Source organism: Flavobacterium sp., assembly GCF_032153895.1.
Lineage (GTDB): Bacteria > Bacteroidota > Bacteroidia > Flavobacteriales > Flavobacteriaceae > Flavobacterium.
In genome coordinates this window covers 1-17,720 of sequence record NZ_JALDYN010000039.1, presented here as the reverse complement: position 1 = coordinate 17,720, position 17,720 = coordinate 1, and the positions used below count along the sequence as shown (strand labels likewise).

Here is a 17,720-nt window from a genome sequence, read left to right as displayed (position 1 = left end):
GAATCAAAATTCTCCGAAAACTGGCCATAACCAAGCATGGAAAATAATGACAGTAGAATTAACAATGTAATTTTTTTCATAATTAATGTTTAGGTTAGTTGTATGTTCAATCTTCCAAAAATAACTCAATTATTAAAAAAAAGATATTTTTGAATTAAATATCACAAAAACATCTTAAAATGAATATTTAACAAAATTTTATCAATTTATTTACACATATTAAACAACATCTGTAAAGTAAAAACTATTTTAATCAATTATTAAATCAAAAGCAAACCCTGGTAAAAAATGCTTTAAGAGCAATATTTACAATAAAGTTAACAATAAATCAACAAATATCATAAAAAGTCATTCTCTTGCTTTTTTAAGTCAAACAAGGATTTTTTGAAAATTTACAATAACCTAAAACAAAAAAGGCCGTTCTGAAGAACGGCCTTTTTTACATATTGTTAATCCAACTCTGCGGATTCAGTGTTGTCGTATTTTGATACATCATAAACTTCATGATAGATTTACCCGAAGAATTGGTATGAATTCGTCCTATCACTTGCTTGGTGGAAACCTTATCACCGGCAGCAACAGAAACCGAACTTAAATCGTTATACACCGTAATATAATCTCCGTGTTGAATGAAAACTGCTTTATTGTTGGCGTTAATCACTTGAACTCGTAGTACTTCGCCACTAAAAACGGCTCTTGCACTTGAACCTGGTTGTGTAGCAATTTCAACACCACTGTTGGTAATCGTTAAATCTGGATACGCCGGATGCGGATGGGTTCCGAAAGCTGAATAGACATAGCCCTTTTCAACCGGCCAAGGCAAACGTCCTTTGTTTGATTTAAAATTATCTGCTAACATTTGTCCTTCCGTTGTTAGTACAAATTTTGCAGAGCCTCCAGTGTCTGGTTTAGAAACGGCTTTTCCGGATTCTTTGGCTTTTCGGTTGGCTTCAGCAATCGCTTCACGAATCAAACGTTGAATTTGAGCTTCCACTCTTTTAGATTCAGCTTGTTTTTTCTTGATTTCAGCCGTGTATTTTTTTTTGTCTTTTTGAACCGCCTTAGCTAACTTTTGCTGTTCAGCTCTGTCCTGTTCCAAGACTTTTTTCTCTTGTTCGCTTTCCGCTAAAACTTTCTCTTTGTCTTTTTTCTTAACTTCCAGCTTGTTGGTTGCCACTTCCAATTGTCCGGTTTTTACTTTGATTTCGTCACCTTGCATCTTTCGGAAACTCGCATATTGTTTCATGTACTGCATCCTTTTGTAGGCTTGCAGGAAATTTTCAGAAGACAAGACAAACATAATACGGCTTTGCTCGGAACGGCTTTTATACGATTTGACAATCATTTTGCTGTAATCGTCTTTTAAATCTTTTAATTCCCGACGCATTTTGTTGATTTCCAATTGTTTCAGATAAATATCATCCGACAACAATCGCTTTTGCTTGGCGGTAGTACTGATTAATTTTTCACTTATACGGATTTTAGCATTCTGCTGGGCAATTTCTCCCAAAATACTTTTTTCCTTCTTTTTTTCCATCTGCAACAAACGCTGCATTTCCTGCATCTCTTTTTGAAGTTGTGCTTTACGCTGCTCTAACTGACGCTGTTTTTCGTCGCTCGGCTGCGCAAACAAAGAAGCGGAAAGGCAAAGGAAAAATAAAGTGAAAAGTAATTTCTGCATGGTTTAAAATTTTGGCAAATTTAATCAATAAATAGTTGTTCGTAACCTTCCGGAACATCATAAGTAAACGACAAATCTTCGTTAAATGTTACGTTGTTGTAGACGATATTAATGGAAACTTTGTCTTTTTGTTCGGCTCCGATTACAATTTCTGTCGGAAAAATTCCGTTGGTGCTTTCTTTGTAGGCGGGATACTGCACTTCAACTGAACGTTCGCCGTCTTTTTGCATCAAGCTTTCTTTCTTCAATAAAAAATTGGCGCCTTCAAACATGAACTGCTTGGTAAACATTTTGTCTTCCGATTGCAATACGTGCAATCCGTTTTGAACACTTTCCTGATACTTGCCACGCGTTAAATCGTCTAAAGATTGCCCTAACAACAGGTTTTGTACTTTCTGAAAATTCAAATCCGTTCCCAGCCAATTGCTCAAAAGCTTGTAATTCCCCTGAAAATATTTTCCGTTCATTTTTTCGTAATAGCTCACCTGATCTGGTGTTATCAAGGCTTTGGCCATGGTAATTCCGAAGAAGCGTACAATGATCAGAATTTTTTCATCTTTCTTAATGCGAACTTCAGCCGTTACATTTTGGGATTGCTTGCTGTCTTCGTATCGGGCGCTGGCTCTGAAATTAGCCGTTTTAAAGTTTTTCTTATTGGCATAATGCCCTTGAACTACCGCAGAAAGCGCCGTATTTTCAGCAGCCGTTTGCTCGGCAACCACATTCTGTTTGCTCTTGCAGGAAAAAAGGAAAAAAAGACTAAATACGACTATCCGTTTTTGCATTATTTGTTTTGTTTTAAGAGCTGTTCGGCTTTTTTAAAATGGATTTCTTTGTTTTTCTGATCGCCTAAACCATGATACGCTTCGCCGAGCTGTATGTTAAAATTCATCTCCAGATCCGTATCATCTACTACAAAATCTATACCTGATTTTAAAAACGTTAAGGCATCGGTGAAATTTTTCATCTGATTGTTGGCCATTCCGGCAAAATAATACAGCCTTGCCTGTGTCGGGAAAAGTTCGATGGCTTCCGTCGCTTTTTTTCGAACTTCGTCATAAGCTCCTTTTTCAGTGTAGGCCTGCAACAAAACTTCGATGGTGGTCACATCGTCCTTATACATTCGTAAGCCTTTTTCAAGATACTGAACAGCCAAATCCCATTTCTTTTTATTCAAAAAGAAAATTCCGATTTCTTTGTTCACATTCACATCACCCGTATCGGTAAAATAATCAGTTGCAGCATTCAACTCGGTATAAAAACTATTGGTGTTGTTGGCAAAAATCAAAAATTCATTCAGAATGCGGTGCTTGATTTTAGAATCCACTTTACGGCTTTTCAACACTTTATTCATGGCCTGAGCGGCTTTATCTCCTTGTTGGTTATTCAGGTGGAATTTGAACAAACTCACTTGCGCCCAGTCCGATTCCGGAAGTTCTTTTTCCAGTTTCTTCGCTACTTCCAACGCCTTTTCTTCCTCGTTGTTTTCGGAATAAATATAAATCAACTCGATGTAATTCTGCTCGTCTTTCGGATTTTTGCGGATGGCTTCTTCCAGATATTCTTTCTGCGGGCGCTTTTGTTTCGAATTCCCCTGAATCTGCATTTTGTACAATTCCAATGTGGAGCTGATTCCGGTCGTTTTTTCCATTTCCTCAATCAGAAACAAGGCTTTGTCGAATTGTTGCGTATACATATAAAGTGACACCAAATCGTCCTGAAACTTTTTATCAAATTCGATGAGTTTCTGCACCACGCGAATGGAACTGTTGTAATCTTTGGTTTCGTAGAAAACATCGTATAAACCATTCCAGTACCAACGTTCTTTTGGGTTCAATTCGATGGCTTTGTCGAAGGCTTTTTGCGCTTCGGGATAATTTTTCAGCGACAGATAATTTTTTCCCAATTCATTGTACAAGGCCGCATTGGAAGGCTGCAACTGAATACATTGCTGCATTTCCAAAATCGCTTTGTCATAGTTTTCGATGGATTTTTGCTTGAGCGATTCGTAAAAATGATTTTCGAAATTATCATTCTTCATAGTAATATCGTCCGGGTTTTCCTGCGCCCGAAACTGCATCGGAACCAGTAAGCCGAAAACGGTAATTGCTATGAAATTTTTTATGTTCATCGTCTATTCTAAAACCGAATAATCCCCTATACTGACGTTAGTAAATTCTCCGTTAAACGAAGCATGGTTCCCAATCATCGCGTTATCCAAATTTGCATTTTTGATATGTGCGTGTGTTTGTACCAAACTGTTCTTAATCTTGGTATTGGTTAAATGAGTTGCCTTTCCTAACGAAACGTTTGGTCCAACTGTCGAATTGATTAAAATCACATCGTCCCCAATAAAACAAGGCGGAATAATTGTCGAATTTTCAAGGCGAACTGTATCAGATACTAAGTTTTCACCGTCTTTTTCCAAAAAGTTCAGCATGCGAGAATTGGTTTCAACAGTCACGTCTTTGTTCCCGCAATCCATCCATTCATCAACTTTTCCGGGAACGAATTTCAAACCTTTCTGCTTCATGTTTTCCAAGCCGTCAGTTAGCTGATATTCACCGCCTTTTACCACATTGTTGTCTAGCAGATATTGCAATTCGGCACGTAAAGTTTCGCCGCTTTTGAAATAATAAATTCCGATGATGGCTAAATCCGATACAAATTCTTTTGGTTTTTCCACGAAATCCACAATCTGATTGTTGTCATTCAATTGTACGACACCAAAAGCACTTGGATCTTCTACTTGTTTAACCCAAATTACACTGTCAGCTGTAGTATCTAACGTAAAATCCGCACGGAATAGTGTGTCAGCATAAGCTACAACAATCGGTCCGCTCATACTTTCTTTGGCACACATAATCGCGTGAGCAGTTCCCAAAGCTTCATTTTGGTAGTAAATCGTTCCTTTGGAGCCTAATTTTTCTGCAATGGCAATCAAATCACTTTCTACTTGTTTTCCAAAACTTTCGTGGATGATGAAAGCAATTTCTTCAATATCCTGATTGATAACTCCAGCGATATCTTCCACCAAGCGGTGTACAATCGGTTTTCCTGCAATCGGAATTAAGGGTTTTGGAACAGTTAACGTATGTGGGCGTAAGCGTGAACCGCGTCCGGCCATAGGTACTATGATTTTCATCTCTTATTTATTTTAAATCAGTATCAAATCTGTACATTTTAAAGTTAGTCTGACTACTGATGTTTGTGACTGAATACTTATTTTACTCCGGTACTTCCAAATCCGCCTTCGCCGCGACTGGTTTCTGAAAGTACTGCAACTTCTTCCCATTCGGCACGTTCGTGTTTGGCGATGACTAATTGGGCAATGCGCTCTCCGTTTTCCACCACAAAGGGTTCATTGGAAAGGTTTACTAAAATCACCCCAATTTCTCCGCGATAATCGGCATCTACCGTTCCGGGAGAATTCAAAACCGTAATGCCTTTTTTGAACGCCAAACCACTTCTCGGACGCACTTGTGCTTCATATCCGATGGGCAATTCGATGAACAATCCTGTTTTGACCAAATCTCTTGCTAAGGGTTGTAAGATAATCGGTTCGGAAATATTGGCGCGTAAATCCATTCCTGCCGAAGCTATGGTTTCATAATTCGGTAGTTCGTGATTGGAAGTATTGATGATTTTAATAGTCATTCGAAAAAAATATTTTAAAGCCTAAAAATATAAAATTTAGGCGGTTTTTCGCTTAAGAACTCGCAGTAAAGTTTCTTTTTCGTTGTGGTAGATGAAATAGCCGAAAACCACCATAGCGATAATGCCGAAAATATAGCTTTCCCGGAAAATATCCACGTAAAACGAAAGGCCTGCCAAAACGGTGGAAAGCCCTAAATACCCAAAAATTCGTTTTTTATCGTACGGAATCGGATAGTATTTGTTACCCATGACATACGAAATTGTCATCATAGAACCGTAGGCTGCTAAGGTTGCCACTGCAGAACCCATATAACTGAATTTCGGAATCAGTAAGTAATTCAGAACTAACGTAACAATCGCTCCGAAGGCAGAAATATAAGCTCCGATTTTTGTTTTGTCAATCAGTTTGTACCACACCGATAAATTGGTATAAATCCCCAAAAAGAAATTCGCCAAAATAATAAGCGGAACAACTTTCATCGCCTCCCAGTAGTCCGGATTCGGCACTAAAAACAGTTTGATGATGTCTGAAAAAACAACTACACCCAGAAATATCAACGAACCAAAAATCACAAAATATTTCGTTACGGTCGCGTAAGTTTGTGGTGCATTCTCGTTTCCGGCGTGACTGAAGAAAAAGGGTTCAATGCCTAAGGTATACGCCGTTCGGTACAACACCATAAAAAGACCGATTTTGTAACACGCGGCATACGCACCCACTTCCGATTTGGCAATGCTTTCCGGCAACAAATTGTCTAACATAATCTTGTCGAAATGTTCGTTGATTCCGAAGGCTAAACCGGCAAACAAAACCGGTAATCCGTAAGCGATAAGCTGGCGCCATAAGGTATAATCGAATTTCCATTTCAACTGCAGATAATCCGGAACGAAGAAAAGAAGCGTCAGTAAAGAAGCTATTAAATTGGCAACAAAAACATAACCAATCAGAAAACTATCGGAATAAATCGTGTTGAAAAAACTATCGGGATTGTTGGCGGCTAACTTGGGTAAAAACACCAAGAAAAATACGTTCAACAACAAATTAACCATCACATTGGTAATTTTGATGACGGCATATTTCATTGGTCTCTGATGGGCACGCAATTTACAGAACGGCACCACCACCAGCGCATCCAAAACCAAAATCCAAATCGTATAATTGATGTATTGCGGGTCAATTTTAAGAATATCGGCTAAGGTGTTTTTGAACAAAAGCGCCACCCCGAGAAACGCCAACGAAGACCAGAAAACGGAAATCGTGCTGGTTTCAATTACGTTTTGCTTATTTTCTTCTTTGTTATAAAAACGGAAAAAAGCGGTTTCCATTCCGTAAGACAACAGTACGTTGAAGAAAACCATCCACGAAAAAATTACCGTTACTTCTCCGTACTGACTCGTTCCTTTCAGATATTCCACATAAAGCGGCGTCAGGAAGAAACTAATCATGCGGGGAATCACCGTGGCAATTCCGTAGATGAAGGTTTGTTTGAAAAGATTTTTATATAAACTCAAGGTGTGGTTTTTGACTAATGACTAACAAATGTAATTAAAATTCAAGGTATAAAAAAAGAGCCGAACAAATGTTCAGCTCTTTTATGATAAGGTTGTGAAACGCTTAATTGTTCAACGCTTCCGCACCACCAACGATTTCCAAGATTTCTCCGGTAATGGCTGCCTGACGGGCTTTGTTGTAAGTAAGTTTCAACTGATTTCTTAATTCGGTTGCATTATCTGTTGCTTTGTGCATTGCGGTCATACGTGCTCCGTGCTCTGAAGCGAAAGAATCACGAATCGCTTTGTACAATTGTGTTTTCAACGATTTTGGAATCAAGGTTAACACGATTTCTTCTTTTGACGGCTCAAAAATGTAATCTGAAGTTGCTACTTCTTTAGACGCGATTGGCGCTAAAGGCAAGAACTGTTCGGTTACTACTACCTGAGTCGCTGCGTTTCTGAACTGATTGTACACCAATTCTACTTTGTCATACTCACCATCTACGAATAAATGTGTCAATGATTCTGCAATGTGTGCTACGTTATCAAACGTTAAATCATCGAAAATATCACTACGGTTAGCAATCACATAGTTTGATTTGTGTAACGTATCATTGGCTTTTTTACCGATAGCAAAAATACCCACATTGTCGTGACCGTAAGTCTCGGTTAACGCTTTCACCTGCTTTAATACGTTGGTATTGAAAGCTCCACAAAGACCTCTGTTAGACGTAATGGCAACAACCAATACTTTCTTAACCTCTCTCTGGTTCGTGTACTGTCCTGCGAAGTCACCTTCTAAAGAAGCACTCAGGTTTTGAATTAACTCGGTTAATTTTTCGGCATAAGGGCGCATCGCCGTAATCGCATCCTGTGCTTTTTTTAGCTTTGCGGCAGAAACCATCTTCATTGCGGAAGTAATCTGCATCGTGGATTGTACCGAAGTAATCCTGTTACGTATTTCCTTTAAATTTGCCATTTATAATTTGAAAATGTGACAATTTGAAAATTTGAAAATGATTGCGCATCCTCAAATCTTCAAACCATCAAATTATTAATATTTTGCTGAAACTTCTTTCGCTGCTTTCTCTAATACATCGGTGATGTTATCGTCGAATTTACCAGCTTTTAAAGCGTCTAACGTATCTCTGTGTTTTGCGTTAAGATAATCGATGAAATCTTTTTCGAATTCTTTTACCTTGTTCACTGGAACGTTTCTCAATAAGTTTTTAGTACCTGCGTAGATAATAGCAACCTGATCTTCAACCGTAAATGGTGTGTTTACCGATTGTTTTAAAATTTCCACGTTACGTTTTCCTTTTTCAATTACGTTCATCGTAGCTGCATCCAAATCCGAACCGAATTTAGCGAACGCCTCTAACTCACGGAACTGAGCCTGGTCTAATTTTAACGTACCTGATACTTTCTTCATCGATTTAATCTGCGCGTTACCTCCTACACGAGATACAGAGATACCTACGTTGATCGCCGGACGAACCCCAGAGTTGAACAAGTCAGACTCTAAGAAAATCTGTCCGTCAGTAATCGAAATTACGTTGGTTGGGATATAAGCAGAAACGTCACCCGCCTGTGTTTCAATGATTGGTAACGCTGTTAACGAACCACCACCTTTTACAATTGGTTTTAACGATTCCGGTAAATCATTCATGTTTTTAGCAATACTGTCATCCGCAATTACTTTACAAGCACGCTCTAATAAACGAGAGTGTAAGTAGAATACGTCTCCAGGATATGCCTCACGACCTGGTGGTCTTCTTAGCAACAAAGACACCTCACGGTAAGCTACCGCCTGTTTTGATAAATCATCATAGATAATCAAAGCCGGACGACCTGAATCACGGAAGTACTCTCCGATAGCAGCACCTGCCATTGGAGCATATACCTGCATTGGAGCAGGGTCAGAAGCATTAGCAGCAACGATAACTGTATAAGCCATTGCGCCTTTTTCTTCTAACGTTTTAGCGATACCAGCAACTGTAGAGGCTTTCTGACCTACGGCAACGTAGATACAAAATACCGGTTTACCAGCATCATAGAATTCTTTCTGATTTAAGATAGTGTCGATACAAACGGTTGTTTTACCAGTCTGACGGTCACCAATTACAAGCTCACGCTGTCCACGACCTACTGGAATCATCGCATCGATTGATTTGATACCTGTTTGTAACGGCTCGTTTACCGGCTGACGGAAGATAACTCCCGGAGCTTTTCTTTCTAATGGCATTTCGTAAAGGTCACCACCGATTGGTCCTTTACCGTCGATTGGGAAACCTAACGTATCCACAACACGGCCTACCATTTGCTCACCAACTTTTAAAGAAGCGATACGCTGAGTTCTTTTTACAGTTGAACCTTCTTTGATACCGGTTGATGGCCCTAATAATACCACCCCTACGTTATCTTCTTCTAAGTTCAATACAATAGCTTCCAACCCGTTTTCGAATTGTACTAACTCACCGTATTGTGCATTAGACAAACCGTAAACACGAGCGATACCGTCACCTACCTGAAGAACTGTTCCTACTTCCTCTAACGTAGCACCTGATTCAAAACCAGATAATTGTTTCTTTAATATTGCTGAAATTTCAGCAGCTTTAATTTCTGCCATTCTGTTTATAATTTAACACTTTTCAGTGTGGTAAATACTAGTTTAAAAGTTCTCTTTTTAAGTTTTGCAAACGGCTTGCTACCGATGCGTTGTATTGTTTGTCGCCAATTCTGATAATGAATCCTCCGATAATCGACTCGTCTACAATATTTTGTACCGTAATTGATTTATTTGAAAATTCTTTAATCTTAGCCAATACTTTAGCTTCCAATTCCGGAGTGATTGGGAAAGCAGTCGTAACTTTCGCTACTTCCACCCCGCTCATCTCATCAAACAACAATTTGTATTGAGACGCTACCGCCGGTAAAATCTCAAAACGTTTGTTGTCCAACAACAATTGGAACAATCCTTTGGTTTCGTTTTGTGCTGAAGCAAAAATTTCAGTTAAAGCCGAAATTTTAGTTTCACCCTTAACTGTTGGGTTTGCTAAAAAGTCTTTCAACTCAGCACTTTCTGCAATCGAAGTCGCGATAGATTTCATGTCTTCGTTTACATTCGATGCTTTGCCGTTTGCGTTGGCTAACTCTAAAATCGCTTTCGCGTATCTAATCGCTGCTCTTGACATATACGATTAATTTAATTTTACTTCGTCTAACATTTTCTCAACCAAAGTAGTTTGAGATTCTTTGTTAGAAAGTTCACCTTTTAATAATTTCTCAGCGATTTCCAAAGAAAGACCGGAAACCTGAGTTTTCAATTCTGCTAAAGCGGCGTTTTTCTCACCTTCAATAGTAGCCTGAGCCTGAGCAATCATTTTTGCACCCTGCGTTTCAGCTTCTGATTTCGCGTCAGCAATCATTTTCTCTTTGATTTCACGCGCTTCTTTCATCATTGTGTCTCTTTCGGCACGAGCCTCATCTAATAATCTTTGATTATCAGCCTTAAGGTTCATCATTTCTTTTTTAGCTGTTTCAGCAGCTGCCAAAGCATTGTTGATAGACTCTTCTCTACTTTTTACAGCACCTAAAATAGGTTTCCAAGCAAACTTTTTCATCAAGAAAAAGAATACCAAGAAGATTATCGATGTCCAAAAAATTAAACTTTCCGGTGAAGTTAAGTTCATATTTCTATATATTAAGTTTGTGTTTTACTTTTTGAAAAAGTTTCGCAACCAACCGTTGCGAAACTTTTACTTTAATTACTTAGCAATTAATGCTACTACTACAGCGAATAATGCAACACCCTCGATAAGAGCGGCAGCAATAATCATTGCAGTTTGGATTTTTCCAGCAGCTTCTGGTTGTCTTGCCATAGCATCCATAGCAGATCCACCAATTTTTCCAATACCGATTCCAGCTCCAATTACAGCTAATCCAGCACCGATTCCAGCTAATACCATAATAATAAATTTATATAGTTAATAATAATAAAACTCAATATTAATGATGATCATGCTCTTCTACAGCCTGACCAATAAACAGTGCTGACAATAGGGTAAATACATACGCCTGTAAAGCAGCAACCAACATTTCCAATACACTCATAAACAATACAAAAGCACCAGATACCGGAGCAATTGCAACCGTTTTAAAGATATATATCAAGGAAATTAAACTCAAAATGATAATGTGACCTGCAGTAATGTTTGCGAACAAACGAATCATTAATGCGAATGGTTTTGTAAACATTCCGATAATTTCAACCGGCCACATAATCGGATACAAAGCTTTCGGCACTGGTGGTGCAAAAATATGTCCCCAGTATGCTTTATTTCCACTTAAAGTGGTGATTACAAATGTAATGAATGCTAATACAAAAGTGAAATAAATATTTCCGGTTAAGTTAGAACTGAACGGGAAGAAAGGAATCAAACCGATAAGGTTGTTAATCCAGATAAAGAAGAAAATCGTTAAAAGGTACGGCATGTATTTAGCGTACTTGTGCTCTCCAATATTAGGAATAGCAATTCCGTCACGCACAAACAAAACTAACGGTTCCAAGAAACCAGCCAACCCTTTTGGTGCTTTATCGTTCTTTTTATATGATCTTGCAACAGCTGTGAATAATAAGAACAATATTATCACAGACATTAACATTGAAAATACATTTTTGGTAATGGAAAAATTCAAAGGACGAGCGTCAAAGTTGAAAGCATTTTTATCTTCTTCTTTCAGCTGTTCGAATTTATCCGCATAATAAATCACTTCGTTGTAACGCACAAAATTTTGTCCATCAACTGATGCTACATGATGACCCGTATTGTCATGATGAAACTTTTCAGACGAAAAAACAGCCAAGCCATTGTCTGTCCACAAAATTACCGGTAAATAAAAAGTAATCGGATGTCCGTTCCAATCTGCAACGTGAAATTCGTGCGAATCTCCAATGTGCGAATTAATCAAATCTGTAGCATTGAATTCTTTTTCAGCACCATGTCCAACCGCTGCATTGTGTGATTCATGTGCCACTTCTGCCACTTCATTTTTCACCGCAACTGAATCTGTTGTCGGATTTGCAAAAGCAATTGAAGAAACAAATGCTGTAAAAGTTGCTACAATAAAATTGATAGGTTTTTTTGAAATCGCCATACCTTATTAAATATCTTAATTTTTACGGTCTATAAATTTTGTGCAAAGGTACATATTAAATTAAAAAACGAAAATATATAATCACAAAAAATAAAAAGACTTTCCAAAACGCTTACTTTCCTGCATTTACATGTTTATTTCTGATTTAAAAGCCTTACAGAATGTATCGTTTCGAAAAGAAGAAAAAGAAAAAAAGGAATAAAAAAGGCAAAGACATCCGGCTTTTTATCTTCAAAATCCGATTGAATTAATGGCAGAAGAAATACAATTGCAGCCATCATTTTTAAAAGCCCTGTCGCTAAAAAAGCATAGCCCGTTTTATCAAAAAAAGTAGTATTCACAAATACTAAAAAGATAAAACTCAGCAATGTAAACAAACCGTTAAAAAGATAAACGCTTGACGTTTGATAAAACAATGGTGTTTCTTTGAAAAACTCTTGAATTATAAAGAACTGTGCAAAAAACAAAACGATAGAAAACGGAAGGAACTGTTTGAGAAAGAAAATTACTTTTGGTTTCATTGTATAAACTAATCTTTATTCAGGTTCTTAACCTGCAACATTACATTATAAAGCGCAATAAAGACTGACAATAGCGAGCAAACAATCGTAAACAAAGATCCGTATTCATTAAATTTACCATCGAGCCAAATTCCTAAAAAAACTCCGGCTGCGATAATCACTCCCATCTGAAACGGAATGTTAATCAGTGCCATCCATTTATTGTTAGGCTGTTTTTTCTCCGGATTGTCCATGGTTTAAGTTTTTAATTCCGCTGCGCATTACACAAGACGCGCTGAAATCGGCACCGGGTTCAACCGATAATTTCCCGACTATGGCTTCGCCTTTAATGGAGGCTTTACTTCTAACGCTCAACAAATCGGTTACTTCGATTTTACCGTTGAATTTGCCTTCGATGTCTGCGGTTTTGCAATTCACATCGCCAGTAATACTACCCGTTGGCCCGATTACCAAACGACCTTTTGAGGTAAAATTACCCACCAAATGTCCGTCCAAACGAAAATCGGCTTGGGAAACGATATTGCCTTCCAAAGACGTTCCTTCCACAATGCGGTTGGTTTTGCCTAATAAATCGGTATAGGATTTTTGCGGTTTATCGAACATCGGTTTTATTTTACGGTCGTTAAATAGTCGTCCCAGTTTTTCTTGATTTGCACCACTTTATAATCTTCGTTGGAAATGACAAAAGCCGGTTCTTTAATTTTGTATTCTTTGAAATCGCGCAATACGGAAATCGTGGCCGAAGCGCCTTCTTTATTGCCCAATCCGTGAATTACCAAAAAACTTTTGTCTAGCATATACACATCATTAGACAACGTAATCAAACTGCTGTTACGCTCTTTGATGTACTTCTGCAATTTCTCGGTTAAGGCTTTTACTTTTGCGTCCTGATCGTTCGGATAGCCAATCGGGAAAACAATTTTCCAGCTTAGCGGTTCGGCTCCGAAAGCCATCTGTTCTAATTTCGGGATGTCGTTTTTCAGTAATTCCGCAGCTTTTTTACCTTCGTCTAAATTCGGATAATGAAAAGCAATGGCGGAAAGTTCTTCTTTATAGGCGGTTACACCTTTTAAACGTGCGGTTAATTTAGCATGCAGCATTTCAAATTTCGGGGAAGTTTCATCGCCTTCGAAACTTTTCATTACCGATTCCAATTGCGCCAAGGTTGCCTGATAATTCCCTTTTTCGTATTCTTTGTACAAACTTCCGAATACCGCTTCCGGACTGTCCTGCATTTTGGCAATTTCCGAATTCGGATTCTGAAGAATTTGTGCATAATGACTTCCGGCGTGGTTGGTAATAATGTCCTGTTTCATCGCTTCCGCTTTGGACGGATTGATGAGTTCGTAGATTTTATACAGATTGTATTTTGCTGGCAACACCAATCGTTCTTCCGGTTGACTTTTCAATAGTTTCTCCAATTTGGAAGCCGCTAATTCGTATTCTTTGAATTTCTCTTTGTAGATAGTTCCCAACTGAAAATAAGCAAAGTTGCGTTCGCGAGCCAAACTGTCTAATACTTTTGCGTCGGTTGGCAGTTGAGTAACGTAATAATCTACAGTATATTCCGGTTTATCTGTAATACCTGATGGGTTTTCGTCCACTTTTACAATATCATTTACTGCAGTTGAATCGACATCGTCTGATTTAACATCGTTTCGCGTCTGACTGGAGGCCCAACGCCAATTCTCACTGTGTTTGCGGTTGCCCCATTTCTTTCTAAACTCCGTTTTTCCGTAAGCTACGGTTGATGGATTGTAAAAATAGAAGTTACTTTGGCTGGTCATGGCGCCACGAGGTTGAATTGGTTTTTCATCCATTACTGGTGGCATCATCAGGTTGGCATTGTCTATTTTTCCTCCTCTAATATCTCCTGGATTGGTAGAGAAATCTTTACCTCCTCCTTGATCGCTTTGTTCTGCTGCTTTTTTTCTGGCTTCTTCTTCGGCTAAGGCACGTTTTTCATCGGCTATTTTTAACTTGGCGATGTGACCTTCATAGTATAATTTTCGGTCGTTGTCGTTCATGGCCACAACCTGCAGAATGCTGTCGTTAACTTTTACGATGTCTTCGTATTTGATAACATCCACTAAATTATCCCGTTTCTTCTTAATGGAAAAATACTCTCTGGATTTATTGTCCAAGCGTAATAAGGTACTGTCGTAATATTTACCGGCATCGGCATATTTGGCTTCATCGAAATGAATAATTCCTAAGTTTCTGTAATTGGAAGCTATCAAGTAATTATCCTGAGATGGCGAACGTAACGAGTTGTTATAATACTTTTTTGCTTTTTGAGGCAATTCCAATTTGTCGTAGAATAACGCTACTTGATGATTAATCACATCCAAAAAAGGTCGGTTTTCACGGTCTTCCAACAACTTGTTATATTTTTCCATGAACGCCAACGTGTCGCCTTTTTTGAAATCGAATTGTTGTGCTTGTTTTGCGTGGGCCCAAATCACATAGCGACGCGGCGATTTACGCTTCATATCGATAACATCTTGAAAAGAGGCAAAAGCACTGTCCTGATGTCCCATGCTTTCGTAAATCTGTCCTAAAATAAAATGATAACGGGCTTTTTCTTCGTTGTGCTCTGTAAGTTCACGGGCAATTTTTAATTGTTGTACTGCGGTATCTTTTACTCCGGTATTCAGGTAAGCTTGTGCTAAAATCGCATTCGCATCGGCCTGAACCTGACCTTGTAATTTTTTGTCTTTGATTAAGCGTTTCAGGTTTTTAATCGCCTGTATTTCGTTCTCCAATCGGATGTTGGTTTTCTCGCGCCACACTTTGGCTTCAAAAATTTTATCGCTGGTTGGATATTTGTATAAAATATAGTTGAACGCTTCCAATGCCGGTAAAAAACGGTTGTCGTGGTAACGGGATTTTCCTAAAAGCAAGTGCGCTTCATCCATTTGCGGATTTTTTTCGCCACCATCAATGTTCATGGAATGCTTTTGAATGGCTTTAATCGCTTTGGTTTCGGCGCGCTCGAAATTGGCATTTTTGGTTTGACCGGGTAAAATGGCTTCATCTTTATCCTGCATGCGTTCCACCGGAAGGATGTCCCAGAAATTATCGGTATAAGTAGTTTTCAGGTCTTCAACGCCTTTATCAAAAGCCACCTGACCATTATACAAGACGTTGTATTTGGTAGTAACGGCATGATAATTTCGGTTGATGAACGCATCCTTTTTCGTAGAACACGCTATCAAAACGCCAAATAAAACTACCGTTGCAATATATTTTATCGTGTTGTTTTTCAAAGCAAAACGTTTTTTCTCTTTAACTTCCAATTCCTAAAAATAGTATATCAACTGGTAAAAATACGTTTCTTTTTGAAATGTTGGAGATTTCAGGCGAAAATTCAGGCGAAAAGCAAAAAAACCTTTCCTTAAATATATTTTTCAGGATAAACCTCACGAAGGTATTCTTCTGCCTTGTTTGGAATCTGTACCAAAAGAATATATTCCAACAAAGCCATTGCCACCAATACGCAACTGGTTACCCAAACAATAATTGGATGCTCCGTATGTTCCCAAAGTCTTATAAATAGCTGTAAAGGTAAATATGTAAACCCTGCAGCAGAACCGTAATTAAAAACTATTTCTTCGAACATCCACCGTTTTCCTGATTTTTTAAACTTTTTAGAGGCTTTTCGTTTCGAAATTACAAGTCCGGTAAAGAATAATACCAATAATCCGACAAATAAAAATAGTGCCAATTCATCTGCATAAACGAACTGCTGTAAAATAATTTTCACCAAAAAAATAGCTGTCAGCGTTACAACAAGTATCGGAATTTTAAAAAACGATTTGAAATGTTCCCAAACGATATGATTGTATTTTTTGGTTAGCGCCAATTGGCGTTGTTCCACTACATCCATGAATCCAAAAACACCAAATTTTTTGAATTCTTTTTGAAGTGCTTCCTCGAAAGTCAGTTTCGGATTTTCCTGCCACTGCTGTTCGATTCCGTTGGCCAAATGATCGACGAGTTCGGTTTGCAGGTCGTAGTGCTCGACGTAATGTTGGCGAGTGAAATTATAGAGCTGTTCAGTTTGTTCGACTGTGATTTTCATCTTAATAACTCAATTTAGGATTAACCAACGTTTGCATGTTGCGGATAAATTCTTCCAGTTCCGATAAGCGGTTAACGACTTCTTTCTGGCCATTTTCTGTCAGCTTGTAATATTTTCGGATGCGGTTGTCTACCTTTTCGACTTCAACCTCTAAAAAGCCTTCTGCTTCGAGTTTGTGTAGCGCGGGATACAAAGCGCCTTCGGTAATAGCAAGTTCACCATTGGTAATTTCCTTTACTTTTTGGGTAATTTCATAACCGTACATTCTGCCTTTTTCTTCCAAAAGCTTCATAATGATGGTATTTAAACTGCCCTTATATAATTGTGAGTTTTTCATGTTTTCAATTTCAACAAATATACATAAGTTTCTTATACATAAAACACCTAGGTATCTTTTTTATGATTTTTATCAACTTTTGCAAATACAGATTGTCTATTTTTGTACTAACAAACTAGTATCTATGTCAACATTTCATCCTTTAGTTATAAAAGAAATCAACCGCGAAACGCCACATGCTATTTCCGTAGTATTTGATGTTCCCGGACATTTGAAAGCAGACTACAATTTTGTAGCCGGCCAATATCTGAACCTAAAATTTATCATTGACGGAAAAGAAATCCGTCGTGCTTATTCCATCAGTTCTTCGCCGAATAATCAAGAGTTACGTATTGCGATTAAAGCCGTTCAAAATGGTTTGGTATCCACTTATGCCAACGATAAAATGAACGTGGGCGATAAAATGGAAGTAGGAACTCCGGAAGGCCGTTTCACTTTCGAACCCAAAACCGACAACCAGAAAAACTACGCCGGATTTGCAGCCGGAAGCGGAATTACTCCGGTTATGTCCATCATTCACAGCGTTTTGGAAAACGAACCAAAAAGTACTTTTGTCCTGACTTACGGAAACAAATCGCCAGAAGAAACCATTTTTCACAGCCATTTACATGAGTTACAACTGAAATATGTTGGTCGTTTTTTTGTACATTATGTGTTTTCACAAAGTAATACGATTGATGCACATTTTGGAAGAATCGATAAATCGGTGGTGAATTATATTCTGAACAACAAACATTCGGAAAAAGAATTTGACAAATTTTATTTGTGCGGTCCGGAAGAAATGATTTC

At 38.2% G+C, this 17,720-nt stretch carries 19 protein-coding genes; 1 reads left to right on the top strand and 18 read right to left on the bottom strand.

Annotation, left to right across the window (positions count from 1 at the left end):
* Positions 1-439 precede the first annotated feature (439 nt).
* From RUH60_RS10625 to RUH60_RS10540, 18 genes are all read right to left on the bottom strand, one after another.
* Positions 440-1,681, bottom strand: coding sequence for a peptidoglycan DD-metalloendopeptidase family protein (locus RUH60_RS10625; RefSeq protein WP_313808138.1), 1,242 nt, complete (start codon positions 1,679-1,681; stop codon positions 440-442).
* A 20-nt stretch (positions 1,682-1,701) separates the two neighbouring features.
* Positions 1,702-2,466 (bottom strand): DUF4292 domain-containing protein, encoded by a 765-nt coding sequence (locus RUH60_RS10620; protein ID WP_313808137.1) that lies wholly within the window; start codon positions 2,464-2,466, stop codon positions 1,702-1,704.
* Positions 2,466-3,812 (bottom strand): tetratricopeptide repeat protein, encoded by a 1,347-nt coding sequence (locus RUH60_RS10615; protein WP_313808135.1) that lies wholly within the window; start codon positions 3,810-3,812, stop codon positions 2,466-2,468. Before RUH60_RS10615 ends, RUH60_RS10620 begins: the two co-directional genes overlap by 1 nt.
* Before the next feature lie 3 nt (positions 3,813-3,815).
* Positions 3,816-4,826 (bottom strand): sugar phosphate nucleotidyltransferase, encoded by a 1,011-nt coding sequence (locus tag RUH60_RS10610; RefSeq protein WP_313808133.1) that lies wholly within the window; start codon positions 4,824-4,826, stop codon positions 3,816-3,818.
* 77 nt (positions 4,827-4,903) lie between these two features.
* A complete protein-coding gene (dut, locus tag RUH60_RS10605; RefSeq protein WP_313808131.1) occupies positions 4,904-5,338 on the bottom strand; it encodes a dUTP diphosphatase in 435 nt (144 codons plus the stop codon).
* 36 nt (positions 5,339-5,374) lie between these two features.
* Positions 5,375-6,850 (bottom strand): polysaccharide biosynthesis C-terminal domain-containing protein, encoded by a 1,476-nt coding sequence (locus RUH60_RS10600; RefSeq protein ID WP_313808129.1) that lies wholly within the window; start codon positions 6,848-6,850, stop codon positions 5,375-5,377.
* 103 nt (positions 6,851-6,953) lie between these two features.
* Positions 6,954-7,811, bottom strand: a complete 858-nt coding sequence (atpG, locus tag RUH60_RS10595) for an ATP synthase F1 subunit gamma (protein ID WP_313808127.1) — start codon at positions 7,809-7,811, stop codon at positions 6,954-6,956.
* Positions 7,812-7,886: 75 nt separating this feature from the next.
* On the bottom strand, positions 7,887-9,461 hold the full coding sequence (gene atpA / locus RUH60_RS10590; RefSeq protein ID WP_313808125.1) for a F0F1 ATP synthase subunit alpha: 1,575 nt from the start codon (positions 9,459-9,461) through the stop codon (positions 7,887-7,889).
* A 37-nt stretch (positions 9,462-9,498) separates the two neighbouring features.
* The gene (gene atpH / locus RUH60_RS10585) at positions 9,499-10,026 is read right to left on the bottom strand and encodes an ATP synthase F1 subunit delta (RefSeq protein WP_313808123.1); all 528 of its coding nucleotides are present in this window, start codon (positions 10,024-10,026) and stop codon (positions 9,499-9,501) included.
* A gap of 6 nt (positions 10,027-10,032) precedes the next feature.
* Positions 10,033-10,524 (bottom strand): F0F1 ATP synthase subunit B, encoded by a 492-nt coding sequence (locus RUH60_RS10580; protein ID WP_313808121.1) that lies wholly within the window; start codon positions 10,522-10,524, stop codon positions 10,033-10,035.
* Between the two features lie 75 nt (positions 10,525-10,599).
* Positions 10,600-10,800: an ATP synthase F0 subunit C gene (gene atpE / locus RUH60_RS10575; protein WP_023578147.1), complete on the bottom strand. Its 201-nt coding sequence runs from the start codon at positions 10,798-10,800 to the stop codon at positions 10,600-10,602.
* 40 nt (positions 10,801-10,840) lie between these two features.
* Positions 10,841-11,989: a F0F1 ATP synthase subunit A gene (atpB, locus tag RUH60_RS10570; RefSeq protein WP_313808117.1), complete on the bottom strand. Its 1,149-nt coding sequence runs from the start codon at positions 11,987-11,989 to the stop codon at positions 10,841-10,843.
* A gap of 134 nt (positions 11,990-12,123) precedes the next feature.
* Positions 12,124-12,510: a hypothetical protein gene (locus RUH60_RS10565; protein WP_313808115.1), complete on the bottom strand. Its 387-nt coding sequence runs from the start codon at positions 12,508-12,510 to the stop codon at positions 12,124-12,126.
* Positions 12,511-12,518: 8 nt separating this feature from the next.
* Positions 12,519-12,743 carry an AtpZ/AtpI family protein gene (locus RUH60_RS10560; RefSeq protein ID WP_313808113.1) on the bottom strand — a complete coding sequence of 75 codons (225 nt, stop codon included), beginning with the start codon at positions 12,741-12,743 and terminating at the stop codon, positions 12,519-12,521.
* Positions 12,715-13,113 (bottom strand): polymer-forming cytoskeletal protein, encoded by a 399-nt coding sequence (locus tag RUH60_RS10555; protein WP_313808111.1) that lies wholly within the window; start codon positions 13,111-13,113, stop codon positions 12,715-12,717. The genes RUH60_RS10560 and RUH60_RS10555 overlap by 29 nt, the downstream gene beginning before the upstream one ends.
* 5 nt (positions 13,114-13,118) lie before the next feature.
* The gene (locus tag RUH60_RS10550) at positions 13,119-15,779 is read right to left on the bottom strand and encodes a gliding motility protein (RefSeq protein WP_313808109.1); all 2,661 of its coding nucleotides are present in this window, start codon (positions 15,777-15,779) and stop codon (positions 13,119-13,121) included.
* 128 nt (positions 15,780-15,907) lie between these two features.
* A complete protein-coding gene (locus RUH60_RS10545) occupies positions 15,908-16,594 on the bottom strand; it encodes a hypothetical protein (protein WP_313808107.1) in 687 nt (228 codons plus the stop codon).
* A 1-nt stretch (position 16,595) separates the two neighbouring features.
* Positions 16,596-16,931: a helix-turn-helix transcriptional regulator gene (locus RUH60_RS10540; RefSeq protein WP_313808105.1), complete on the bottom strand. Its 336-nt coding sequence runs from the start codon at positions 16,929-16,931 to the stop codon at positions 16,596-16,598.
* Between the two features lie 124 nt (positions 16,932-17,055).
* Between RUH60_RS10540 and RUH60_RS10535 the strand changes: the two genes are divergently transcribed.
* Positions 17,056-17,720 (top strand): FAD-binding oxidoreductase (locus RUH60_RS10535; RefSeq protein WP_313808103.1); only part of this gene is annotated, 665 nt, incomplete at its 3' end.